20 protein-coding genes are annotated in these 24,337 nt (G+C 57.1%); 10 read left to right on the plus strand and 10 right to left on the minus strand.

Features of this window, described 5'->3' with window-relative positions:
* Positions 1-2: 2 nt before the first annotated feature.
* The 8 genes from pqqE to EH164_RS01110 all read right to left on the minus strand — a co-directional run bounded on the left by pqqE (position 3) and on the right by EH164_RS01110 (position 6,626).
* Positions 3-1,136, minus strand: coding sequence for a pyrroloquinoline quinone biosynthesis protein PqqE (gene pqqE, locus EH164_RS01075; RefSeq protein ID WP_124967063.1), 1,134 nt, complete (start codon positions 1,134-1,136; stop codon positions 3-5).
* Positions 1,129-1,407 carry a pyrroloquinoline quinone biosynthesis peptide chaperone PqqD gene (gene pqqD / locus EH164_RS01080; protein WP_124967064.1) on the minus strand — a complete coding sequence of 93 codons (279 nt, stop codon included), beginning with the start codon at positions 1,405-1,407 and terminating at the stop codon, positions 1,129-1,131. Before pqqD ends, pqqE begins: the two co-directional genes overlap by 8 nt.
* Complete coding sequence (gene pqqC / locus EH164_RS01085; RefSeq protein WP_124967065.1) at positions 1,407-2,162, minus strand: pyrroloquinoline-quinone synthase PqqC; 756 nt, start codon at positions 2,160-2,162, stop codon at positions 1,407-1,409. The genes pqqD and pqqC overlap by 1 nt, the downstream gene beginning before the upstream one ends.
* 8 nt (positions 2,163-2,170) lie before the next feature.
* Positions 2,171-3,082 carry a pyrroloquinoline quinone biosynthesis protein PqqB gene (gene pqqB, locus EH164_RS01090; protein ID WP_124967066.1) on the minus strand — a complete coding sequence of 304 codons (912 nt, stop codon included), beginning with the start codon at positions 3,080-3,082 and terminating at the stop codon, positions 2,171-2,173.
* A gap of 56 nt (positions 3,083-3,138) precedes the next feature.
* The gene (gene pqqA / locus EH164_RS01095; protein ID WP_071789594.1) at positions 3,139-3,210 is read right to left on the minus strand and encodes a pyrroloquinoline quinone precursor peptide PqqA; all 72 of its coding nucleotides are present in this window, start codon (positions 3,208-3,210) and stop codon (positions 3,139-3,141) included.
* Between the two features lie 40 nt (positions 3,211-3,250).
* On the minus strand, positions 3,251-4,291 hold the full coding sequence (locus EH164_RS01100) for a dipeptidase (protein ID WP_124967067.1): 1,041 nt from the start codon (positions 4,289-4,291) through the stop codon (positions 3,251-3,253).
* A gap of 55 nt (positions 4,292-4,346) precedes the next feature.
* Positions 4,347-5,699: a glutathione-disulfide reductase gene (gene gorA / locus EH164_RS01105; protein ID WP_124967068.1), complete on the minus strand. Its 1,353-nt coding sequence runs from the start codon at positions 5,697-5,699 to the stop codon at positions 4,347-4,349.
* An 84-nt stretch (positions 5,700-5,783) separates the two neighbouring features.
* Positions 5,784-6,626 (minus strand): 23S rRNA (adenine(2030)-N(6))-methyltransferase RlmJ, encoded by an 843-nt coding sequence (locus EH164_RS01110; protein ID WP_023481954.1) that lies wholly within the window; start codon positions 6,624-6,626, stop codon positions 5,784-5,786.
* 180 nt (positions 6,627-6,806) lie between these two features.
* On the opposite strand from EH164_RS01110, the gene prlC reads away from it, so the two are divergent.
* Both prlC and rsmJ read left to right on the plus strand, forming a co-directional pair.
* Entirely contained in the window at positions 6,807-8,849 is a 2,043-nt protein-coding gene (prlC, locus tag EH164_RS01115) for an oligopeptidase A (RefSeq protein ID WP_124967069.1), read from the plus strand.
* A gap of 3 nt (positions 8,850-8,852) precedes the next feature.
* Positions 8,853-9,605, plus strand: a complete 753-nt coding sequence (rsmJ, locus tag EH164_RS01120; protein ID WP_054802668.1) for a 16S rRNA (guanine(1516)-N(2))-methyltransferase RsmJ — start codon at positions 8,853-8,855, stop codon at positions 9,603-9,605.
* Between the two features lie 65 nt (positions 9,606-9,670).
* Here the strand turns inward: rsmJ and uspA are convergent, their stop codons facing one another.
* Positions 9,671-10,108 carry a universal stress protein UspA gene (gene uspA / locus EH164_RS01125; RefSeq protein WP_042713217.1) on the minus strand — a complete coding sequence of 146 codons (438 nt, stop codon included), beginning with the start codon at positions 10,106-10,108 and terminating at the stop codon, positions 9,671-9,673.
* A 453-nt stretch (positions 10,109-10,561) separates the two neighbouring features.
* Here uspA and uspB point away from each other — a divergent pair, with 453 nt between their 5' ends.
* Entirely contained in the window at positions 10,562-10,897 is a 336-nt protein-coding gene (uspB, locus tag EH164_RS01130; RefSeq protein ID WP_023481978.1) for a universal stress protein UspB, read from the plus strand.
* Positions 10,898-11,485: 588 nt separating this feature from the next.
* Here the strand turns inward: uspB and pitA are convergent.
* Entirely contained in the window at positions 11,486-12,982 is a 1,497-nt protein-coding gene (pitA, locus tag EH164_RS01135; RefSeq protein WP_124967070.1) for an inorganic phosphate transporter PitA, read from the minus strand.
* A 229-nt stretch (positions 12,983-13,211) separates the two neighbouring features.
* Here pitA and EH164_RS01140 point away from each other — a divergent pair, with 229 nt between their 5' ends.
* The 7 genes from EH164_RS01140 to EH164_RS01170 all read left to right on the plus strand — a co-directional run bounded on the left by EH164_RS01140 (position 13,212) and on the right by EH164_RS01170 (position 24,292).
* Positions 13,212-14,411 carry an NAD(P)/FAD-dependent oxidoreductase gene (locus EH164_RS01140; protein WP_124967071.1) on the plus strand — a complete coding sequence of 400 codons (1,200 nt, stop codon included), beginning with the start codon at positions 13,212-13,214 and terminating at the stop codon, positions 14,409-14,411.
* 387 nt (positions 14,412-14,798) lie between these two features.
* Positions 14,799-16,721 (plus strand): type VI secretion system Vgr family protein, encoded by a 1,923-nt coding sequence (locus EH164_RS01145; protein WP_023482079.1) that lies wholly within the window; start codon positions 14,799-14,801, stop codon positions 16,719-16,721.
* Positions 16,721-17,140 carry a DcrB-related protein gene (locus EH164_RS01150; RefSeq protein ID WP_042713213.1) on the plus strand — a complete coding sequence of 140 codons (420 nt, stop codon included), beginning with the start codon at positions 16,721-16,723 and terminating at the stop codon, positions 17,138-17,140. The genes EH164_RS01145 and EH164_RS01150 overlap by 1 nt, the downstream gene beginning before the upstream one ends.
* Before the next feature lie 2 nt (positions 17,141-17,142).
* The gene (locus EH164_RS01155) at positions 17,143-21,720 is read left to right on the plus strand and encodes an RHS repeat-associated core domain-containing protein (RefSeq protein ID WP_124967072.1); all 4,578 of its coding nucleotides are present in this window, start codon (positions 17,143-17,145) and stop codon (positions 21,718-21,720) included.
* A complete protein-coding gene (locus tag EH164_RS01160; protein ID WP_124967073.1) occupies positions 21,720-22,244 on the plus strand; it encodes a hypothetical protein in 525 nt (174 codons plus the stop codon). Before EH164_RS01155 ends, EH164_RS01160 begins: the two co-directional genes overlap by 1 nt.
* 99 nt (positions 22,245-22,343) lie before the next feature.
* Positions 22,344-23,735 carry an RHS repeat-associated core domain-containing protein gene (locus tag EH164_RS01165; protein WP_124967074.1) on the plus strand — a complete coding sequence of 464 codons (1,392 nt, stop codon included), beginning with the start codon at positions 22,344-22,346 and terminating at the stop codon, positions 23,733-23,735.
* Positions 23,732-24,292, plus strand: coding sequence for a hypothetical protein (locus EH164_RS01170; RefSeq protein WP_124967075.1), 561 nt, complete (start codon positions 23,732-23,734; stop codon positions 24,290-24,292). The genes EH164_RS01165 and EH164_RS01170 overlap by 4 nt, the downstream gene beginning before the upstream one ends.
* Positions 24,293-24,337: the final 45 nt, after the last annotated feature.

A 24,337-nucleotide genomic window follows, 5' to 3' on the forward strand; every position in this document is an offset into this window, starting at 1 on the left:
GGTTAGCCTTTGACGATCAGTTGCGAGTTAACGCGGTTGCGAAAACGCAGTTCATGCACGCCGATGCGGCTATGGTTGGCCTCTTCGCGTGCCGCGAGAATGGTGCCGTGATGCGGCGATTTGCTGCATACCGGGTCGGCATTCGCCGCGTCGCCGGTCAGCATATAGGCCTGGCAGCGGCAGCCGCCAAAGTCCTGCTCCTTCTCCGGGCAGGAGCGGCATGGCTCCGGCATCCAGTCGTTGCCGCGATAGCGGTTAAAGCCGAAGGAGTCATACCAGATGTGCTCCAGCGAGTGCTCCAGCACCGAGGGGAATTTCACCGGCAGCTGGCGCGCGCTGTGGCACGGCAGCGCGGTGCCTTCCGGGGTCACGCTTAAGAAGATCGCTCCCCAGCCGCCCATGCAGCCCTTCGGGCGCTCTTCATAGTAGTCCGGGGTGACAAACAGTAAGTTGGTCAGGTTGCCGCTTTCCGCCATCTTCGCCCGGTAGTCGCTGACCACCGCTTCGGCGCGGGTAATCTGCTCGCGGCTCGGCAGCAGCCCTTCACGGTTAAGCTGTGCCCAGCCGTAAAACTGACAGGTCGCCAGCTCAACGTCATCGGCTTCCAGCTGTAACGCCAGCGCGATAATCCGGTCAATCTGGTCGATATTGTGCCGGTGCAAGACGAAGTTCAGCACCATCGGGTAGCCGAGCGCTTTGACCGCTTTCGCCATCGCCAGCTTCTGATGAAAGGCTTTCTCATTGCCCGCCAGCGCGGCATTCAGTTCAGGATCGCTCGCCTGGAAGCTGATCTGGATATGATCCAGCCCGGCATCGGCAAAAGTGTGCAGCTTCTTCTCGCTCAGGCCAATGCCGGAGGTGATCAGATTGGTGTAGAACCCCATCCCGCGCGCGGCGGCAATCAGCTCCGGCAAATCTTTGCGCAGCAGCGGTTCACCGCCGGAAAAGCCAAGCTGTACGCTGCCCATCGCCCGCGCCTGGCGAAACACCTCAATCCACTGTGCCGTGGTTAACTCCTGCTCCTGGGTCGAGAAATCGAGCGGGTTGGAGCAGTAGGGGCACTGTAGCGGGCAGCGATAGGTCAGCTCCGCCAGCAGCCAGAGCGGCGGATTGACGCTTTTGGCGGCCTCACTCACGGCAAATCACCCACTTCTGTGCATAGGCCTGCGCCAGGAAATCGAGCACGTCGGCAGCAAGCTCTTCGGCCTCGGGAAAACGCGCCTCCAGCGTGGCGATAATCTCGCCCACGCTTTTAATTCCATCCACTTCTGAGAGGATCGCCGTGGCGCTATCGTTCAGCTTCGCCATCCCTTCCGGGTAGAGGATCACATGGCAATCCTGCGCGGCTTCCCACTGTAAACGGTAGCCACGGCGAAAGGCGGGAATGTGATGTGCCTGAATGTGCATTACACCAGTCTCCTTGTGTGCCACACCGCGTCTGCGGTGACGGTGTGATAGGGTGCGCGATGAAGGCTGTAAGCCATGGTCATCGCATCAAGCATGCTCCAGAGGATGTCGAGTTTAAATTGCAGGATGTCGAGCATCCGCTGCTGCTTCTCAGCGGTGTCGCACCACTCCAGCGCCAGCGATAAACCGTGCTCGACATCGCGTCGCGCCTGGCCGAGACGGCTACGGAAGTAGTCATACCCCTGCGGTTCAATCCACGTGTAGTGCTGCGGCCAGCTGTCGAGGCGCGACTGGTGGATCTGCGGCGCGAAGAGTTCGGTCAGCGAACTGCAAGCCGCCTCTTGCCAGCAGGCGCGGCGGGCAAAGTTAACGTAAGCATCCACCGCAAAACGCACGCCCGGCAGCACCCGCTCTTCTGAGAGCAGGCTTTCGCGGGTTAACCCCACCGCTTCGCCAAGACGCAGCCAGGCTTCGATGCCGCCTTCGCTTTCCCCTTCGCCATCGTGATCGAGAATGCGTTGCACCCACTGGCGGCGCACATCCGGATGCGGGCAGTTGGCCATGATCGCCGCGTCTTTCAGCGGAATGCTGGTCTGGTAGTAAAAGCGGTTCGCGACCCAGCCCTGGATCTGCTCCCGCGTGGCTTCACCGTTATGCATCGCGATGTGATAAGGGTGATGAATATGATAGTACTGACCCTTCGCCCGTAATGCGGCCTCAAACTCCTCGGGCGTCAGGCATATTGCTTCACTCATGAAACCTCTTATAGCGCGATAACCATCCCGTCCCAGCTCACTTCAATCCCCTGTTGCTCAAGGCTTTTTCGTTCCGGGGAGGCTTCATTCAGGATCGGGTTGGTATTGTTAATATGAATTAAAATCTTGCGACGGGCGGGCAGCGTCGCGAGCAAAGATGCAAGACCCTGCTCTTCGGCTAACGCCAGGTGACCCATCGCTTTGCCGCTGTGGCCGCCAACGCCGCTGGCGCTCAGCTCGTTATCACGCCACAGCGTGCCGTCGATCAGCAGGCAGTCGGCGCGCTGCAACCACGGCATAATCGTCTCATCCGGCTCGCCGAGACCCGGTGCGTAAAGCAGGCTCTGCCCGCTGTTGCTGTCTTCAATAAACAGCGCCACGTTGTGCCCGGGTAGCGGGCGATCGCGGTAGGGCGAGTAGGGCGGTGCATTGCTCAGCAGCGGGATAGCGGTAAAGTGCAGCTGCGGGCAAACCGCCACCTGGAAGCGCGTCAGCGGCTCAACAGGGTGATGTTGCAGCCCGCCGTTCCAGTGGCTGAGCATCGGGAAGACGGGAAAGCCGGTGCTGAGATCATCATGCACTTCCGGCGTGCACCACACCTGATGTGGGCAGCCTTCACGCAGGCTTAGCAGCCCCGCGCTGTGATCAATCTGGCTGTCGGTCAGGATAATCGCGCCAATGGCGGTACCGCGCAGCTTTTCGGGTCTGTTCAGCGCAGGCGTGGCGCGTAATTGCTGGCTGATATCGGGCGAGGCGTTGCACAACACCCAGTTTTTGCCGTCATCGCTTATCGCAATCGACGATTGCGTGCGCGCTGAGGTTTGCATTGTGCCGTTACGCACTCCCGCGCAGTTCGGGCAGTTGCAGTTCCATTGGGGAAAGCCGCCGCCCGCTGCGGAACCTAAAACAGTAATCAGCATCTGTGTAAACCGGTAAGCAAAAAAGAGGAAGCCCGCAGCAAGGCGGGCGGGCGCGTTTAGCGGTTGGAAATATAGAGAGTGACTTCCAGACCTAAGCGCAGATCCACGAACGTTGGTTTAGTCCACATAGCGTAACTCCTTGGGATGAGAGGAGGTAACCCGCGTGATTCAGTTACCCCAGGTCATATTCAGAACTCGCAGCCAGTTGCGCCAGGCAAGTTTCTCTGCCAGCGGCTGGCTGATGCCAGACGATGTCAGCAGGGCCATGAGTCGCGGTAGCCCCGTGACATCGCCCAACTCTTCCGGCAGGTCGATGCCGTCAAAGTCGGAGCCGAATGCTACACGATCCTCACCAAGTTTAGTAAGCAGATAGTCGATGTGTTGGAAAATTTTGTGTAAAGGAGTGCGGGCGTCGCGCTTGCCATCTTCACGCAGGAATGCCGTGCCGAAGTTGACGCCCACCAGGCCGTCGCTGGCGGCAATCGCCTCCAGCTGAGCATCGGTGAGATTGCGCGGCTGTGGGCAGAGGGCGTGGGCATTGGAGTGGCTGGCGACCAGCGGCGCATTGCTGAGGGAGGCGGTGTCCCAGAACGCCCGTTCATTCATATGCGAGAGGTCGATCAAAATTCGCCGTTGGTTGCAGGCGCGGATAAGCCGTTTGCCCGCCTCGCTCAGGCCCGGCCCGGTATCCGGCGAGCCGGGAAAGCGGCCATTTACCCCTTCGCCAAAGGCGTTGGGCAGGTTCCAGAACGGCCCAATACTGCGCACGCCGCGTGCGACCAGCGCATCAAGCGGCTCTAACTCTGCGTTAAGCGCGTCGGCGCCTTCAATATGCAGCACCAGCGCAATGGTGCCATCTTGCAGGCACTGCGCAATCTCCTGCGCGCTGTGGCAGACGCGCATTCTGCCCTCTGAGGCGTCGACCATGCGATAGAAGAGATCGATCTGCTGGTGGGTGATCCGGAGCGGATCGTGCAGCGCCTGCGCTTCAGCGGGCGTGATGCCGCGCATCTCTGCGATATAACGAGCGGGCGGCACAAAGACGGCGAACAGCCCGCCGGCAAAACCGGCGCGCTGCATACGGGGAAAATCGAGATGGCCGCCGTTAAGGCCGCTGAAAACCTGTTCGACAGAGGTGTCTGGCTGCTCTATCCACAACCGCAGCAGCAGATCGTTATGACCATCAAACACCGGGAGTTGCGCTGCCATCTTTAAACCTTGTGTAAAAGCAAAACTGGCCGCGGGGGCCAGTTTGCGTGGAGCATTAACGCATGGTGACGAACTCTTCCGCCGCCGTCGGGTGGATGGCGACAGTGTTGTCGAAGTCCTTCTTGGTCGCCCCCATCTTCAGCGCTACGGCGAAGCCCTGCAACATCTCATCCATCCCGGAGCCGATGCCGTGAATACCGACAATCTTCTCCTCCGGCCCGACGCAGACCAGCTTCATGCGGCACGGCTGGCGGTGAGAGGTGACGGCGGTATACATCGCGGTAAAGGAGGATTTATAGACCTTCACCTGGTCGTCGCCATACTGCTCGCGCGCCTGCGGTTCGGTTAAACCAACGGTGCCGATTGGCGGGTGGCTGAAGACCACTGTCGGAATATTGCTGTAGTCCAGATGCTCGTCCGGCTTGTTGTTAAACAGGCGCTCAGAGAGGCGGCGGCCAGCGGCCACGGCCACCGGCGTCAGCTCAACCGCGCCGGTGTTATCGCCCACCGCGTAGATGCCGGGAACGCTGGTGTTCTGGAACTTATCCACTTCGATATAGCCCTTGTCGTTGGTTTTCACACCAGTCGCGGCAAGGTTGAAGTTATCGGTTTCCGGTTCGCGGCCAATCGCCCAAATCAGGCAGTCGACGGTCTGCGAACGGCCATCTTCCAGCGTGATCGTCAGGCTACCGTCGCCGTTTTTCACAACCGCAGTTGGCACGGCGTGGGTGTGCAGATTCGGGCCTTCTGCCGCCATCACTTCCACCAGCGTCTCGGTGATCATCGGATCGAAACTGCGCAGCGGCGCGTGTTTACGCACAAAGAGGTGCGTTTCCGCGCCGAGGCCGTTGATCACGCCCGCCAGTTCAACGGCGATATAGCCTGCGCCTACCACCGCCACGCGTTTCGGCAGCGCGGGCAGGGCGAAGAAACCGTCGGAATCGATGCCATATTCCGCGCCGGGAATCGACGGGTGGCTCGGGCGACCGCCGGTGGCGATCAGGATATGGTCAGCGGTGATCGTCTCGCCGTTCACTTCCACGGTTTTGGCATCGACAAAGCGTGCAAAGCCGCGGATCACATCCACGTTATTTTTGCCCAGCACGTTGTCATAAGAGGTGTGAATACGGTCAATGTAGGCGCTGCGGCTGGCGACCAGCTTGCCCCAGTCGAAGTGATTCACCGTGGTGTCGAAACCGTAATCCGGGCCGTAGAGATGGATCGCTTCGGCGATCTGCGCCGCATGCCACATCACCTTTTTCGGCACGCAGCCGACGTTAACGCAGGTGCCGCCCAGCTCTTTAGCTTCGATCAGCGCGCATTTTTGACCATACATGGCGGCACGGTTGATCGAGGCGATTCCGCCGCTGCCGCCACCGATGGCGAGGTAGTCATAATGTTTGCTCATGGTCGTTTCCTTAATCCTGAACGAAGTCGACAGTCGTGGCGCGATTGTAACGCGCCGGGCGTAATGCGCCACCGATGGCTGCGATTACTCGGGTACTACCTGGTTTATCAGCGTATGGCCTGTACCGGCCGGGACCAGTTTTTTGTGCAGCCACGGCAGCACGCTGTTCATTTGTGCTTCCAGTTTCCACGGCGGGTTAATCACGATCATGCCGGAGGCGGTCATGCCGCGCTGGTCGCTGTCCGGGCGCACGCCCAGCTCGATTTGCAGGATGTTGCGAATGCCGGTCGCTTCCAGATCGCGCAGCATGCGTTTGATCTGCTGGCGCATCACTACCGGATACCAGAGAGCGAAAACGCCGGTGGCAAAACGTTTGTGGCCTTCGCTGATGCCGCTCACTACCGCCTGGTAGTCGGTTTTGATCTCATATGGCGGGTCGATCAGAATCAGACCGCGGCGAGAGACCGGCGGCAGTTTGGCTTTTAATTGCTGATAGCCGTCGGCGCGCGCCACGCGAGTGCGTTCGTCTTTCTGGAACTCCTGGCGCAGCAGCGGGAAGTCGCTCGGGTGCAGCTCGGTCAGCATCAGGCTATCCTGCTCGCGCAGCAGCTGGCGGGCAATCAGCGGTGAGCCTGGGTAGTAACGCAGCTGCTCGCCACGGTTAAAGTGACGCACCACATTCATATAGGGTTCCAGCTCGGCGGGCAGATCGTCCTGCTGCCAGATGCGCGCAATCCCTTCCATATATTCACCGGTGCGCTCCGCATGCTCGCCGGAGAGCTGATAACGCCCCGCGCCTGCGTGGGTATCGAGATAGAGAAACGGTTTCTCTTTTTCTTTCAGCGCTTCGATGATCAGGCTCTGAACGGTGTGTTTGAGGACGTCGGCGTGGTTGCCCGCGTGGAAGCTGTGGCGATAACTGAGCATAGCGTTGGAGATTCCAGAAATTAAACGAGATTTCGCACAGTCTATCGCAGATCGCGGCGGATTACCGCTCAACCCTCCGCTTATTGCAGCGATACCCGGCTTAAGCGCACCCTCCGGCATTGAAATCTCCAGAAGTTAGCCCCATGCTAATCAAACACCCTTTTCAACAGGACTGCGCATATGACCAACCCCCTTTTGACGCCTTTCGAGTTACCGCCGTTTTCCCAAATTCGTCCTGAACACGTTGTCCCTGCGGTAACGAAAGCGCTGGACGACTGCCGAAACGCGGTTGAGAGCGTTGTCGCGCAGGGTGGCCCCTACACCTGGGCCAATCTTTGCCAGCCGCTGGCGGAAGTCGATGACCGCCTGGGTCGTCTCTTTTCTCCCGTCAGCCACCTGAATTCCGTGAAAAACAGCCCGGAACTGCGTGAAGCTTACGAACAGACCCTGCCGCTGCTCTCTGAGTACAGCACCTGGGTCGGCCAGCATGAAGGGCTCTATAACGCCTATCGCGATCTGCGCGATGGCGACCACTACGCTGAACTGAGCGTTGCCGAGAAAAAATCGGTCGATAACGCCCTGCGCGACTTCAAACTGTCGGGTATTGGCCTGCCGAAAGAGACGCAGAAACGCTATGGCGAAATCGCCGCGCGCCTCTCTGAACTGGGCAACCTCTACAGCAACAATGTGCTCGACGCCACCATGGGCTGGAGCAAGCTGGTTACCGACGAATCTGAACTCTCCGGTATGCCGGAAAGCGCCTTAGCGGCGGCGAAAGCGCAGGCGGAAGCCAAAGAGCAAGAGGGCTATCTGTTAACCCTCGATATTCCGAGCTACCTGCCGGTGATGACCTACTGCGACAACCAGGCGCTGCGCGAAGAGATGTACCGCGCGTACAGCACCCGCGCCTCCGATCAGGGGCCGAACGCTGGCAAATGGGATAACAGCCCGGTGATGGCAGAGATCCTCGCCCTGCGTCACGAACTTGCGCAACTGCTCGGCTTTGAGAGCTACGCGGATAAATCCCTGGCGACCAAAATGGCGGAAAACCCGGCGCAGGTGCTGGAGTTCTTAACCGATCTGGCGAAACGCGCGCGTCCGCAGGGCGAAAAAGAGCTGGCACAGCTGCGTGCTTTTGCGAAAGCGGAGTTTGGCGTTGACGATCTGCAACCGTGGGATATCGCCTACTACAGCGAAAAACAGAAGCAACATCTCTACAGCATTAGCGATGAGCAACTGCGCCCGTACTTCCCGGAAAACCGCGCCGTTAACGGCCTGTTCGAAGTGGTTAAACGCATTTACGGCATTACTGCTAAAGAGCGTACCGATGTTGATGTCTGGCACCCGGAAGTGCGCTTCTTCGAACTGTATGACGAAAACAACGAGCTGCGCGGCAGCTTCTACCTCGATCTCTATGCCCGCGAGCACAAACGCGGCGGGGCGTGGATGGATGATTGCGTCGGCCAGATGCGCCGCGCCGACGGCACGCTGCAAAAACCGGTCGCCTATCTCACCTGTAACTTCAACCGCCCGGTGAGCGGCAAACCGGCGCTCTTTACCCATGATGAAGTGATCACCCTGTTCCATGAGTTTGGTCATGGCCTGCACCATATGCTGACGCGGGTTGAAACCGCAGGCGTTGCGGGCATCAGCGGTGTGCCATGGGATGCGGTTGAGCTGCCGAGCCAGTTTATGGAGAACTGGTGCTGGGAGCCGGAAGCGCTGGCGTTTATCTCCGGTCACTTTGAGACCGGCGAGCCGCTGCCACAGGAGCTGCTGGATAAAATGCTGGCGGCGAAAAACTACCAGGCGGCGATGTTTATCCTGCGCCAGCTGGAGTTCGGCCTGTTCGACTTCCGTCTGCATGCGGAATTTAACCCGCAAGAGGGGGCGAAAATCCTCGAAACTCTGGCCGAGATCAAACGCCAGGTGGCGGTGATGCCTGGGCCGTCGTGGGGTCGTTTCCCGCACGCCTTCAGCCACATCTTCGCCGGCGGTTACGCCGCGGGTTACTACAGCTATCTGTGGGCCGATGTGCTGGCAGCCGACGCCTACTCCCGCTTCGAGGAAGAGGGGATTTTCAACCGTGAAACCGGGCAGTCGTTCCTCGATAACATCCTGACGCGCGGCGGTTCAGAAGAGCCGATGGAGCTGTTCAAACGCTTCCGTGGTCGCGAGCCGCAGATTGACGCGATGCTTGAGCATTATGGTATCGAAGGCTAACACTTGAAGATCTGCTTAGTGGATGAAACAGGCACCGGAGACGGTGCCTTATCCGATCTTATCGCCCGCTTTGGGCTGGAGCCGGATGATGACAACCTGATGGCGCTGGTTCGCACGCCAACCCATCTTGAACTGCGTAAACGCGATGAACCGAAACTCGGCGGTATCTTTGTCGATTTTGTCGCGGGCGCGATGGCACATCGGCGCAAGTTTGGCGGCGGTCGCGGGGAAGCGGTGGCGAAAGCGGTCGGCATCAAAGGCAGCTATCTGCCGGAAGTGGTGGATGCCACTGCCGGGCTCGGGCGCGACGCCTTTGTGCTCGCCTCCGTCGGTTGCCGGGTTCGCATGCTGGAGCGCAACCCGGTGGTTGCCGCTCTGCTGGAGGATGGTCTGCAGCGCGGCTACGCAGATGCGGAAGTCGGCCCGTGGCTGCGCGACCGGTTAACGCTGATCCACGCTTCAAGCCTTTCCGGGCTGGCAGATATCACGCCGCGCCCACAGGTGGTTTATCTCGATCCGATGTTTCCGCATAAGCAGAAGAGCGCGCTGGTGAAAAAAGAGATGCGGGTCTTTCAGTCGCTGGTTGGCCCGGATCTTGATGCCGATGGCTTACTGGAGCCTGCGCGTCAGTTAGCGATTAAACGCGTGGTGGTTAAACGGCCCGACTATGCGCCGCCGCTGGCAGGCGTCGCTACGCAATCTGCGGTGGTGACCAAAAGCCACCGTTTCGATATCTACCCCGGCTCCGGGGAATAAAAAAGCCCGGTGGCGTTGCGCGCACCGGGCGGTATTCAGGCTACTGACGAAAGGTCAACGAAGGATTATTCGTCCTCTTCATCGCGCAGCGGGACAATCAGCATATCCACATGAACGGTGTTAATCAGCTGGCGCGCAGAGGACATCAGTTTGCTCCAGAAGTCCTGATGATGGCCGCACACCACCAAATCCATATCATATTTTTTGATCGCATCGACCAGCACCTGGCCCAGATCGCCGCTGCCGCTGAGGGTTTCGGTAATCGGATAGCCTGCGTTGGTGGAGAGCTCCGTCAGCGCCTGGTGCGTTTCGTCGGAGATGCGCTTTTGCATATCGCCGAGGTTAACGTCGATAAGGCCGGTGTAGAGATCGGAGTAGTTCACATCGACATGAATCAGAGAAATTTTTGCGTTGTAAGGGCGCGCCATAGAGACGGCTTTATCAACCAGCAGCTTGCTTTCAGGGGAGAGATCGACGGCGATAAGGATGTGTTTGTAAGCCATAATGTTACTCCTTCCATAAGTTGTCGATGGCCATCCGGGTGAAACCCTGATGGGGTTGCGCTGCGCTCGCATCCTGCGTTGTACGTGAGCGTGGCGCCCGACTTTTCAGGTCGCATTCAAAATGATTCCTACCTTATAACGCTCTAACAGCACCGTCAATCAACCTGGATCACGATTCACTTACGTAATATTTACAGCGAGATGCAGGGATCTGCGTTCGCTTGTGGCAAAAAAAGAGCGCTATCTCCTACACTATTAAGAAACCGTACGGAAGAGAGAGACGGTGTCCCGAAGTTGTCCTGTTTCTTTGCGCGAGGTCAACTACGGAACATCGCCTTCGTTGTGGTCCGTCCGGAGCCTTGGTTACACTCTTTGTTGTCTACCTTAGTGGGGTTTTCAGGAGCGTGAGCGCTGGAGTGAAACTCTGAGGGCTCTCGCCGGGGAGGGGATATGGTGATCAGCACTGTTGCGCTGTTTTGGGCTTTGTGTGTGGTGTGTGTGGTGAACATGGCGCGTTATTACTCATCGCTGCGCGCCCTGTTGGTGGTACTTCGCGGGTGTGATCCCTTGCTGTATCAATATGTCGATGGTGGAGGGTTTTTTACCGCCCACGGTCAGCCGAGCAAGCAGATGCGGCTGGTGTGGTACATCTACGCTCAACGTTACCGCGATCACCATGACGATGAGTTTATCCGCCGCTGCGAGCGGGTGCGTCACCTGTTTATTTTGACCAGTTCGTTATGCGGGCTGGTGGTGCTGAGCCTGATTGGGCTGATGATTTGGCACTGAGCGCTGTTTTGATAACTGCCTGATGGCGCTACGCTTATCAGGCCTACGGGTTACCGGGTTAGGGTTTCGGCGTAGGCCGGATAAGGCGCGAGCCGCCATCCGGCAATGTGCACGGTTTCGGCCACTGCCTGATGGCGCTGCGCTTATCAGGCCTACGGGTGACCGGGCTGAGCTTTCGCGTAGGCCGGATAAGGCGCGAGCCGCCATCCGGCAATGCGCACGGTTTCAGCAAATGCCTGATGGCGTTACGCTTATCAGGCCTACGGGTTACCGGGTTAGGGTTTCGGCGTCAGCCGCCATCCGGCAATGTGCACGATTTCAACAACTGCCTGATGGCGCTTCGCTTATCAGGCCTACGGGTTAGGGGTTCGGCGTAGGCCGGATAGGGTGTCAGCCGCCATCCGGCAATGTGCATGATTTCAACAACTGCCTGATGGGGTTACGCTTATCAGGCCTACGGGTTACCGGGTTAGGGTTTCGGCGTAGGCCGGATAAGGCGTCAGCCGCCATCCGGCAATAAGCATGGTTCCGGCAATAAAAAAACGGGTCAGTTTCCTGACCCGTTTTTTCGTCTCTCTGAAGCTTACGTTAAATCAGCTTCAGCGCAATCCAGTACAGACCGCCGGAGAGGATAATCGACGCCGGCAGCGTGAAGATCCAGGCCATCAGAATGTTGGTCACGGTTTTACGCTGCAGACCGCCGCCGTCGACAATCATCGTACCGGCTACGGACGATGAGAGCACGTGGGTGGTCGAGACCGGCATACCGGTATAGCTTGCCAGACCAATCGACACCGCTGCGGTCATCTGCGCGGACATCCCTTGAGCGTAGGTCATGCCTTTCTTACCGATCTTCTCGCCGATGGTGGTGGCAACACGACGCCAGCCAATCATCGTCCCCAGACCCAGCGCCAGCGCGACCGCCATGATGATCCAGATTGGCGCGTACTCAATGGTGCTGAGCATATCGCCTTTCAGTTTCTTCAGCAGACGCTGATCGTCGGCACCGATCTCCGGCTGCTTCGCCACTTTATCCGTGATATCGGAGAGGCAGAGCATAATCCGGCGCAGCTGTCCGCGCTGTTCCAGCGGGATCTGATCGTAGTTTTCAATCCCGGTGAGCATCGCTTTCGCACGGTCCAGTGCAGTGATAGCGTGGCCCGCGTGGCAATGAAACTCGCCAGGCTTAGTGGCTACTTCTTCCGGCGTTGGGATCAGCGGATCGACACCGGTCGCTTTTTGCAGCAGCGCCGGATGTTGCTGGAAGTAGGTTTCCACGTTATTGACGGCATCCCGCGTACGGGTGATGTCGTAACCGGAGGCGTTCATATTGACCACGAAGCCCGCCGGAGCAACGCCGATCAGCACCAGCATAATCAGGCCGATACCTTTCTGACCGTCGTTTGCGCCATGAGAGAAGCTGACGCCGATAGCAGAGAGGATCAGTGCGATACGCGTCCAGAAAGGCGGCTTTTTCTTGCCGTCGATCTTCTCACGTTCCGCAGGCGTCATATGGATACGCGCACGTTTCTTGGTGCTGCTCCAGTAGCGGCGCAGCAGGAACACCAGCCCACCGGCAAATACCAGGCCGACGATCGGTGAAACGATCAGCGAACCAAAGATATTCAGCACTTTCGGGATGTTCAGCGCGTCGACCACCGAGGTGCCGGTCATCAGTGCATTGGTTAAACCAATACCGATAATTGCGCCAATCAGGGTGTGAGAACTGGAAGCAGGCAGGCCCAGATACCAGGTGCCAAGGTTCCAGATAATGGCAGCCAGCAGCATGGAAAAGACCATCGCCAGGCCGTGTGCGGAGCTAACATTCAGCAACAGATCGGTTGGCAACATATGCACAATGGCATACGCAACGCTTAACCCGCCCAGCAAAACGCCGAAGAAGTTAAACACTGCCGCCATCACAACCGCCAGCTGAGAACGCATAGCGCGTGTATAAATCACGGTTGCAACGGCATTCGCTGTGTCGTGGAAGCCGTTAATGGCCTCGTAAAACAGAACAAAAACCAGTGCAAGCACGAGGAGTAGCCCGGTATGGAGATCCAGGCCGGCAAACAAATGTACCATAGGTCGTTAAGCCATTTTGGGGACACGAACGCCGCGCATTATCAGGGACATTGGCGGTATGGGCAAAGTGAAATATCGACTTTTTTTGACATCATCGCTTACATTCCGCTGAATTTCTAAAATTATCTTATAAATTTCAATGGTATGTTTCTTTTCTCACCACGCCGCGCTGGTGTGACCAGCCTGAACTCTTTACAATTCGCGACCAGGTAAGAGAGAGGGTGAAGATGTGGAAAGCTTTGATGCCATTATAGTCGGTGCTGGCGCGGCGGGGATGTTTTGTGCGGCGCTGGCGGGGCAAGCGGGTCGGCGCGTGCTGCTGCTGGATAACGGCAAAAAGCCGGGGCGTAAGATCCTGATGTCCGGCGGCGGGCGCTGCAACTTCACCAATCTTTATGTCGAACCGGCGGCTTACTTAAGCCAGAACCCCCATTTTTGTAAATCTGCCCTCGCGCGCTACACCCAGTGGGATTTTATCGATCTGGTGGGTAAACACGGCATCGCCTGGCATGAAAAGACGCTCGGCCAGCTCTTTTGCGACGACTCCGCGCAGCAGATTGTCGATCTGCTGGTGGCGGAGTGCGAGAAGGGCAATGTCACCCAGCGCCTGCGCACGGAAATCCTCTCCGTCGAGCGTGATGACAACGGCTACACCTTACAGCTGAACGGCGGCACGGTGCAGGCGGCGAAACTGGTGATCGCCTCCGGCGGGCTGTCGATGCCGGGGCTGGGCGCTTCGCCTTTTGGCTACAAAATAGCCGAGCAGTTTGGGCTGAAGGTGCTGCCGACCCGCGCCGGTCTGGTGCCCTTTACTCTGCACAAACCTTTACTCGAGCAGATGCAGACCCTCTCCGGCGTCTCTGTACCCTCTGTTATCACCGCTGAAAACGGCACGGTATTTCGCGAAAACCTGCTCTTTACCCATCGCGGCCTGTCGGGGCCTGCGGTGCTGCAAATCTCCAGCTACTGGCTGCCGGGCGAGTTCGTCACTATTAACTTAGTGCCGGAGTGCGATCTGGCAGAGTTTCTGAATCAGCAGCGCGACGCGCACCCCAATCAGAGCCTGAAAAACACCCTCGGCATGCAGTTGCCAAAACGGCTGGTGGAGTGTTTACAGCAGCTTGGGCAGATCCCCGATGTGACGCTGAAGCAGCTCAATAGCCGTGACCAGGAGAAGCTGGTTGAGACCCTGACCGCGTGGCGCGTCCAGCCCAACGGCACCGAAGGCTACCGCACCGCAGAGGTAACGCTCGGCGGCGTGGATACCCATGAACTCTCGTCGCGCACGATGGAAGCGCGAAACGTGCCGGGGCTCTATTTTATTGGCGAAGTGATGGATGTGACCGGCTGGCTGGGGGGCTACAACTTCCAGTGGGCATGGTCCAGCGCCTGGGCCTGCGCACAGGCACTGGCGGAGCAAGAGGCATAAGCATTTTTCGATCGCGCACGGTTTACCGCCAGCAACGTTCATTTTTCAGGCAATAAATTGCGAGAGCCCTCGCGAAACCGCAATGTGAGCATTTGACTCTGCGGCTGCGCACTCACACAATCCTTTTCACTTAAAGCAAATTACGCTGAAGGCCATTGATTTAAGCCTCTTTATTTTTGCGGGGTGTTTATTAACTCGCTAAAAACAGACGCTTTTTTTGGTAGGTTTGCTATGGATTAGGATAATTCCTGGCACTTATTTCGCCGAAAAATCAGACAATAGAGGCCTTTTCGCTTTCAGAAAGGGTGCGGTAGCTTTCTATCAAGCCCGCCACGTTAAACCGATGAACGCGCCTGGAGTGGTGCGTTTTATGTCAGGATCCGCTTTATGAGCAATCGCATCACTGTTCAGTTACCTGCCGAGGGGCTGCTCTTCTGGAAAATTTCTGGTCGTGAAGCCCTGTCCGAAGCATTCTCCTTTACCCTGCAATTGCTCGGTACTGACGCGCGCATGGATCGCAGCCAGCTGCTCGGTAAACCGGTCACCGTCACCCTGCCAACCCAGGGCTTGTCCGGCAGCCGCTACCTTAACGGTAAAATCACCCGCGTCGCCGTAAGCGCCGTCGAGCTGAGCGGTACGCGTTATGCCGTTTACCAACTTACCGTAGAGTCGGATCTCTGGCCGATGAAGCGCGACCGCAACCTGCGTATTTTCCAGGGACAGACGGTGCCGCAAATCGTGAAAACCCTGCTGGGCGAATACCAGGTCAATATTGAAGATAAGCTGACAGGCAGCTACCGCACGTGGGAGTACTGCGTGCAGTACCAGGAGAGCAGCTTCGATTTCATCAGCCGTCTGATGGAGCTGGAAGGCATCGCCTACCATTTCAGGCATGAAGCGGACAAACACACGCTGGTGCTGACCGACGCGGCCACCCAGCATCAGCCCTTTAGCGGCTATGAATTTATTCCCTATCACCAGACGCCATCGGGCGGCAGTACCGATGAAGAGGGGATCAGCCAGTGGGCGCTGGAAGATAGCGTGACGCCAGGGATTTACAGCCTGGACGATTATGATTTCCGCAAACCGAACGCCTGGCTTTTCCAGGCGCGGCAAAACCCGAACTCTCCGTCGCCCGGCGCTATTGATGTCTACGACTGGCCGGGCCGCTTCGTCGAGCATGGGCACGGTGAATTCTACGCTCGCATTCGCCAGGAGCGCTGGCAGGTTGAGCATCAGCAAATAGAAGGCACCGCAACGGCAATCGGAATTGCGCCGGGCTGCACTTTCCAGCTGACTAACGCCGCGTTCTTTAATGACAATGGCGAATATCTTGTTACCGCCGCCCACTACAATTTTGAAGAGAACCGCTACGCCAGCGGTGCCGACAGCCAGACGGTGCACCGCATCGACTTCAGCGTTATTCCCTCCTCGGTGGTGTTTCGCCCGCCGCAGCACACTCCCTGGCCGCGCACTTACGGCCCGCAGACCGCGCGCGTCGTTGGCCCGCAGGGAGAGAGCATCTGGACGGATAAATATGGCCGCATAAAAGTGAAGTTCCACTGGGATCGGCTGGCGAAAGGCGATGACACCAGCTCCTGCTGGGTGCGCGTCTCCAGCGCCTGGGCTGGTCAGGGCTATGGCGGCGTACAGATCCCGCGCGTCGGCGACGAAGTCGTCATCGACTTTATCAACGGCGACCCGGACCGCCCGATAGTCACCGGCCGCGTATACAACGAAGCGAGCATGCCGCCCTGGGCGCTGCCTGCCGCCGCAACGCAGATGGGCTTCCTCAGCCGCTCGAAAGATGGCTCGGTAGATAACGCCAATGCCCTGCGCTTTGAAGATAAAGCGGGCGAAGAGCAGGTGTGGATCCAGGCCGAGCGTAACCTCGATACCCATGTGAAAAACGATGAGACGCGCAGCGTTGGCGGCTCACAGACCGTCAACATCACGCGTGATCACAGCGGCAAAGTGGCCGGAACCCACTTCCAGGCGACGCAGCTATCCCACGACGAGGTGATCGGCGGCGATTTTACGCAGAAGGTTCAGGGCAATCTGACACTTGCCTCTGGCTCAAGCATCAAACTCGTTACCGGACAATCAGCCCTGATACTGGGGGCCAACGGCACGGTCACACTGCAGTGCAATGATTTTAAAATCGACGCGCTGGGCAGTGGGCAGATTAATACCAAAGGATTGCTGGATTTGAACTTATCAACACCGCAAAAACATGACGATGTTGCCCCCACCATCGACCAAATCCAGGCCGCGGTTACAAAAGCATTTGATCAAGGGAAAGATAAATAATGGCGACCGCACAGTTTGTTATTTCGGAAGGCATCCTCAACCTGCCGGAAGCATGCCAGGATCGCAGCATTAACGTGCTGCGCTTTAATGAGAGCAACGCGACGCTGGTGATCACCCGTGCGTGGGACATCAAGGCAGGCGAGGAAGAGGCGTTTATCAGCCAGCAGCTGGCGAAAGTGAAGCGCAGCATGAAGAAGGTAGTAATGGGCGAAGTGGGAGATAGCCAGGTGGCGAACCAGCCTGCCCGTGAAGTTTCACTGCGCTTTGAAAACCAGGGCGTGCTGGTGCATGAGAAACTGGCCATCACCCGCGTGGATGACCATCTGCTGGTGCTGACGTTCAGCCGTACCGCGCCCTTTGACGCACCTGCTGATGCATTCTGGGCGTCGATCAAATCGGGCTTACAGTTAGGGGCGTAACGATGACGGATTACATCGCGGCCCGTATTGATGACCCACTGATTCACAGTTCAGCGCTGGCAGATTTTGTTGGCGCTGTCGTTGAAGGGGCGATTATCGCCGGGATCATTGCTGCATCTGGTTTTATCGGCCCTGTGCTTTGCGCAGTGGCGATTGGCGCACTAGTCTTCAGCGGCGAGCTGCAAGAAATCGGCGATGCCGCCGGGAGGCTGGTCGACAGCCTGATAGATCCTGGGCCCCCCGACGCGCATATCTTCACCGGCTCTGAGAACGTACATATCAAGGGCAAAAAAGCCGCACGTGCCGCCGGAACCGTGGATCGTGATTATCTTCTCGCGCCTCCTGCTCCTGAAGAGAGCATCGACTGGGCGGCTGTTGGCGTGCTGGCGCTGGCCACTGCGGCTGAGGCGGCAAAGCTCGCCCTGGTACCTGGCGCCATGGCAATGGCGATTGCCGAACGCGCCAAAGGTCTCACCCTTGATGATATGAAAAAGTGGGGCTCAAACCTGTGGGAATCTCTTTCGCAGCCACTGGTAGAGAGCGCCGATCCCCATGCGACCCCGATGCCACTCGATACCGTTGACTGCAAAAAAGGCCATGCGGTCACCAGCAGTAACTTTATCGCCCAGGGTTCCAAAAGCGTCCTAATCAATAATCAGCCCGCAGCGCGCAATGGTGAGAAAAGCACCTGCGAAGCGGAAATCAAAGTCAGTGAAAATCCCCGTGTACGCATCGGCGGCGACACGATCACCGTTCGCGATATCCGTAGTGGCAAAAACCAGCTGGCCTACTTGCTGGGCGCGATTGTCGGCTCGCTGGGGGTCGCTGAACTGCCCAATCTGGCAAGAATGCTCTGCCGACGCATGCTAACCCGCAGCGTGCTGAAAAATATCGTCTGCGCTTTTGGCAGCGCGGTGGTTTCAGATACGATTTCCTCCGTTCTTGTCTCCGCGGCGAGCACCGCTTTCCCGGTCAATATTGCCAGCGGCGCAAAGATCCTCGCCAAAGAGGAGGATCTCGACTTTGTGCTGCCGGATCGTATGCCGCTCTACTGGCAGCGTATCTACAACAGCCGCAACCGCGCCTCCGGCATGTTCGGTCCTGGCTGGATGATGCCGTTTGAGACGCGTCTTTACCGTCTGGCGGACAATCAAATCATTTTCAAAGACATGAGCGGGCGCGAGCTGGGGCTCGGTGAAGTGCTCAGCGGCGATATGATCTCCTATCCGGACGAGGGGCTCAGGCTCTTCTCCAGCCCGAACGGCGCGATCGCGATCCAGACCGGCGAAGGCGATCATCAGGTTTATGAACCGGATCCCACCCGCCCGGGCGAGTGGCGGATGCACCGCATCTACGACCGCCATGAAAACGCCCACTACTTCAGCTGGAACGAACAGGGCCAGCTGGCGCGTATCTCCAGTGACAACGAAGCGCTGGATGTCGAACTTGAGTACGACGCCCATAGCGGGCGGTTACGCGCGGTTTACCAGATTGTTGACGGCGCACGCCAGCTGCTGGTGAGCTATCGCTACAACGACCAGGCGCAACTGATTGCGGTCATTGATGCCGATGATGTGGTAACCCGCCAGTTTGGCTGGGATCGCGCCAGCGATATGCTGGCCTGGCACAGCTTCTCTACCGGCCTGAAAGTGCATTACCAGTGGCAGCCGACGGCAGATGCCGAACACTGGCGCGTGAAGGCGTACCAGGTTCACGACGAGCAGGGCACGGTGCTGGAAAACTGGCGTATCGACGCCGATGAGAGCAAACGCTACGCCCGCGTCAGCAATGATGAAGGCGTGGTCAGCGAACACTACTGGGATGAGATCTACCGCATCACAGCGTACACCGATGTGCACGGCGGTAAGTGGCAGTTCAACTGGGCGGGACAGTCCGAACAGCTGCTGTCAGCCGTTCAGCCTGACGGCGGGCGCTGGGAGTATGCCTGGGACGATCGCGGCAATATGACGCTGGAGCGCGACCCGCTCGAACGCGCAACGCTGAAAACCTGGCATCCGCTGTATGACTTCCCGTTAAAAGAGGTGCTGCCGGACGGCGGCGTCTGGCAGTACGAATACAACCTGGCAGGCGATGTGGTGGCGCTGACCGATCCGGAAGGCGGCGTGACGTGCTTTGAGTGGAACGATCAGGGCGACTTAATCCGCCGCATTGATGCGCTGGAGAACAGCCACCGTTTCTGGTGGGATGCGCTGGGCCAGCTGATCCGCGAGGAGGATTGCTCCGGTAACCAGAGCCAGAATCAGTATGATGGTGCCGGGCGCCTTATCCGCAGCACCGACCCGCTCGGCAATACGGACCGCTACGTCTGGAGCCCCGCCGGTCGCCTGCGGACCTATATTCGTGCCGACGGGCGCGAGACGCAGTTCAGCTACACCAAATCCGGCCTGCTCTGCGGACAGAGCGTCGATGGCGTCAGCACGCGCTGGGTAAAACTCAATGCGCGCGGCCAGGTAACGGAAGCCACCGACCCGGCAGGGCATGTCACCCGTTTCCGCTTCAACCGGGCGGGGCGTCTGGTGACGCTGACCAACGCCAACAACCAGGAGTGGCGTTTCGACTACACCCCGACCGGGCTGCTGACCTGTCAGCAGGATTACGCCGGGCGGCAGACGGAGTATCACTACAACGCCGCGCAGCAGGTGGCTTCGCTTGTACGCCACCCGGAGCGCGGCAGCGATCTGCCGGCGCAGGTGCTGAATTACGAATATGACGCCCTCGGGCGCATGACGGCGCGGGAAACCCCGGAGCACCGCACCGAGTACCGTTATAGCGCGCTGGCCACTGAAATCCGCCGTTATGCCTACACCGAGTGGCGTCAGGCTGCGGTGGAGATGCGTGAACCGGCGCACAGCGAAGCCATCATCCTCGCACGTAACAAGCTTGGCGACCTGGTCCGCGAGGAGAACCATTCCGGCGTTTATCAGCATGAATACGATGCCTTAAGCAACCTCAGCGCCACCACCTTCCCGGACGGGCGGGAGCTGAAGTTCCTGCGCTACGGCACCGGGCACCTGCTGGAGATGCAGCTCTCCCTGAGCGGCAAAACGCTGCCGGTCACTGGCTACCAGCGTGACCGCCTGCACCGGGAGACGCACCGCACGATGGGCGCGCTGGAGCTGGAGACGCACTACGACATGGCCGGGCGCATCACGCACCGGCGCTGCACCGACAACCTGCGCGACCGTCTGGTCTCGGAGCGCCGCTACCAGTGGGACCGCGCGGACCAGATAATCCGCCGCATGTACACCGACGGCGCACCCTCCACTCCGGCAGAGAAGTACCGCCAGTCCCTGTGGGGCTACGACGCGGCCGGGCGCATGACGCAGAGCCTGCAGCCGGAAGGGGAAGAGCGTTTCTGGTATGACGCCGCGGATAACCGCACCACGCCGGAACTGCAGCCGGTGTGGAACAACCTGCTGAAACGTCTGGACGGCGTGAACAGGGAGTACGACGGTTTCGGGCGCATGACCGTGCGCCACGACACGCACCGGAGAGTGACGCAGCGTTTCAGCTATGACGACGATCACCGCATCAGCCGGGTGGAAATAGACGGCGACGCGGAGTTTACAAAAGCAGAATATCGCTACGACGCCCTGGGCCGCCGCACGGAGAAACAGGTGTGGCGACGCCATGCCCGCAAACCGGAACGCACGCAGTACGCCTGGTCCGGCCTGCAGATGGTGGGCGAAACCAGCGACAGTCACCCGGACGCGGTGGTGCAGTATATCTACACCGAAAACAGCTATGAACCGCTGGCGCGCGTCGACAGCCACGGTGAGCATGCGGACGTCTTCTGGTACCACACGGAACTGAACGGCCTGCCGGACAGCGTGACCGACAGCAGCGGCGACACCGTCTGGCGTGGGGCTTCCACCGCCTGGGGCCGCAGCCTGCGCGAGAGCACACCGGTAAACTGGGACATCCCGCAGAACCTGCGCTTCCAGGGCCAGTACCTGGACCGCGAAACGGGCCTGCACTACAACACCTTCCGCTACTACGACCCGGCGGGCGGGTGTTACACCCAGATGGACCCGATAGGGCTGCTGGGCGGGCTGAATACCTATACCTATGTCGTTGACCCGCTGGGTTGGGTGGATCCGTTGGGGTTAGTTGGTTGTTCTACTACTCTTGGTAAAAATATGATGGAGGGGATGGGGTTGCCACGTTCAACCTCGTGGAAAGGATACCAGGCTCACCATATCATTCCTAAAGAATTGGCTAATCACCCTGCGCTTAAGAGAATCAATTATTATATTGATGACAGCGTAAACGGAATCTTTTTAAGGAAAAAAGATTCACAGATAAGTGCTATGGCCCGGCATCAAGGAAACCATGATGGCTATACTAAAGCAGTTAAGTCTGCATTAGATAAAATAGACTTAAGTCAATCTAATAAAGCAATTTCAGCACAGGTTGCTGAAATACAGGATATTGCACGTACCGGTTTGAAAAATGGTTACCCGCTTAGGCCGTTAGATATGGATACAGCTGGTGGGGCAATCGGTAATTCTAAAGTTAACGACGTATGGGCCAAAATTTTCAGTAAAGGAGGGTGGTAATGAATACAAATTATGTATTTGAACCGATAGATTTTATTTTTACAAATTCTTTTTTTAAAGGTTTATCTGCAGAAGATGTTAAAAATTATGTAATTACAGATTCTTTGAGTGACGCCTATGAATTTGCTTTTGAGCAGAATCTATCCTCACCATATAAAGTCTGGAAGGATGTTATTGAAAATTATAGAAAAGATTTAAGGGTTCATGATGATTTTGATGATGCGGAAGAGGTTGTTAATGAATATTTAGCAAACCTACAAACCCAACATGCTGGTATTTTATTGGAATACAGGAAGAAAAAAGTAAAAAAAATCAACACCGATTATGATGATTTTTTATTTTCTGATGCTCGCGAAGATGCTTTTTTTGTTCTCTCCACAGTGGCAATAAATAGATTCTTAGATAATCCTCTACGCAATAGTCTTCTTGAGGAAATATTTGATTGCTATAAAAAAGGCGGCTGGCCTTGTGGTCTCAAAGGCCATGACCTAATCGTATTTGATCCCAGTGCTTTAAAGAAATAAGTATTCTAACAGCCCCGTCGGACCCTGCCATTCTGCATTCGTACCGACGGGCGCGAAACACGGTTTGCCTACACTGAGTGGCGTCAGGCCGCGGTGGAGATGCGCGAGCCGGCGCACAGCGAAACCATCATCCTGGCGCGTAACAAGCTTGGCGATTTGGTCCGCGAGGAGAACCACTCCGGCGTTTATCAGCATGAATACGATGCCTTAAGCAACCTCAGCGCCACCACCTTCCCGGACGGGCGGGAACTGAAGTTCCTGCGCTACGGCACCGGGCACCTGCTGGAGATGCAGCTCTCCCTGAGCGGCAAAACGCTGCCGGTCACTGGCTACCAGCGTGACCGCCTGCACCGGGAGACGCACCGCACGATGGGCTCGCTGGAGCTGGAGACGCACTACGACATGGCCGGGCGCATGACGCAGAGCCTGCAGCCGGTGTGGAACAACCTGCTGAAACGCCTGGACGGCGTGAGCCGTGAGTACGACGGTTTCGGGCGCATGACCGTGCGCCACGACACGCACCGGAGAGTGACGCAGCGCTTCAGCTATGATGACGAACACCGCATCAGCCAGGTCACTATTGAGGGCGACGCGGAATACACCCGGGCCGAATACCGCTACGACGCCCTGGGCCGCCGCACGGAGAAACAGGTGTGGCGACGCCATGCCCGGAAACCGGAATGCACACAGTACGCCTGGTCCGGCCTGCAGATGGTGGGTGAAACCCGCGACAGCCACCCGGACGCGGCGGTGCAGTATATCTACACCGAAAACAGCTATGAGCCGCTGGCGCGTATCGACAGCCACGGTGAGCACGCGGACATCTTCTGGTACCACACCGAAATCAACGGCCTGCCGGACAGCGTGACCGACAGCAGCGGCGACACCGTCTGGCGCGGCGCTTCCTCCGCCTGGGGCCGCAGCCTGCGCGAGAGCACACCGGTAAACTGGGACATCCCGCAGAACCTGCGCTTCCAGGGCCAGTACCTGGACCGCGAAACGGGCCTGCACTACAACACCTTCCGCTACTACGATCCCGCGGGCGGGTGTTACACGCAGATGGATCCGATAGGGCTGCTGGGCGGGCTTAACACGTATACGTATGTGGTTGATCCGCTGGCGTGGGTGGATCCGTTGGGTTTACAGCGGCTTTGCGCTTTTGGAAATAGAGGCGGGCCAAAAGGGATCCGAGAAAAAGATCTTGCTCCCAACAAGCAAGGATTGCTCCCATCCCAAGAAGGTATGAAGAGACCACAGGGCAAGTCTGTAACAAGAACACCAAAAGAGTCGGGTTTACAAGGCCACTACCATATTTTACCCGAGGAAGTAAAAATGCCTGATGGATTGGGTATTAAACATGATGGAAGGGACATGCCTGGAGGGTATATGTCACCGGGACATAGCACAATATATCCTACTAAAGATATGACTGTAGACGAATTTAACGATTTGTTTAACTCATTGCCATGGGAATATGGAGGTAAAATATGAGTAATTTTATTGATGACTTCTTCGAGGCTGAGGATGAATTAAATGAAAACACTAGGTTTCTTATCGATAAATCACACCAAAATGGCCTCACTTGGCCAATGTATGAAAAACATGAAAAAGCTTTAAATAAGTATTTCTACAAAGTAAAAAAGATAATTTCTAGCCATGATTTTGATTTCTACACATTGTTGAGATCAAAGGATGCTGAAGTTAGGATGGTAGCTATTAAATTGATTAAAGATGGTTTGTTAGATGTTTCATCTTCAGTAATGAAGGAGTTGTTCATGATTTCTATAGCAGGAAATGATGAAGAGAAACTCTTGGCTTTCAGTTTGATTTCATTACGAAACTGGTTGGAGGATTATGAGGAAATTATTCAAAATCTTTTGAGTGAATTATATAATGAACCTATGGATTATTACTTATTTGAGTCCATTGCTAATTTTTTGTTTATTTTAAAAGATAAAAACATGTTCATTAAACATGTGCAAATGGGCTTAGCAAATAATGATGAAGATATCCTTGAGTTAGCAAATGAATATATGGAAAAGCTTTAGTTTTTTGTGCTGTTAGATTAGTCATGATTATTTATACCTAAACGG

It is taken from the genome of Kosakonia sp. CCTCC M2018092 (assembly GCF_003864115.1).
In the GTDB taxonomy this organism is placed as follows: domain Bacteria; phylum Pseudomonadota; class Gammaproteobacteria; order Enterobacterales; family Enterobacteriaceae; genus Kosakonia; species Kosakonia cowanii.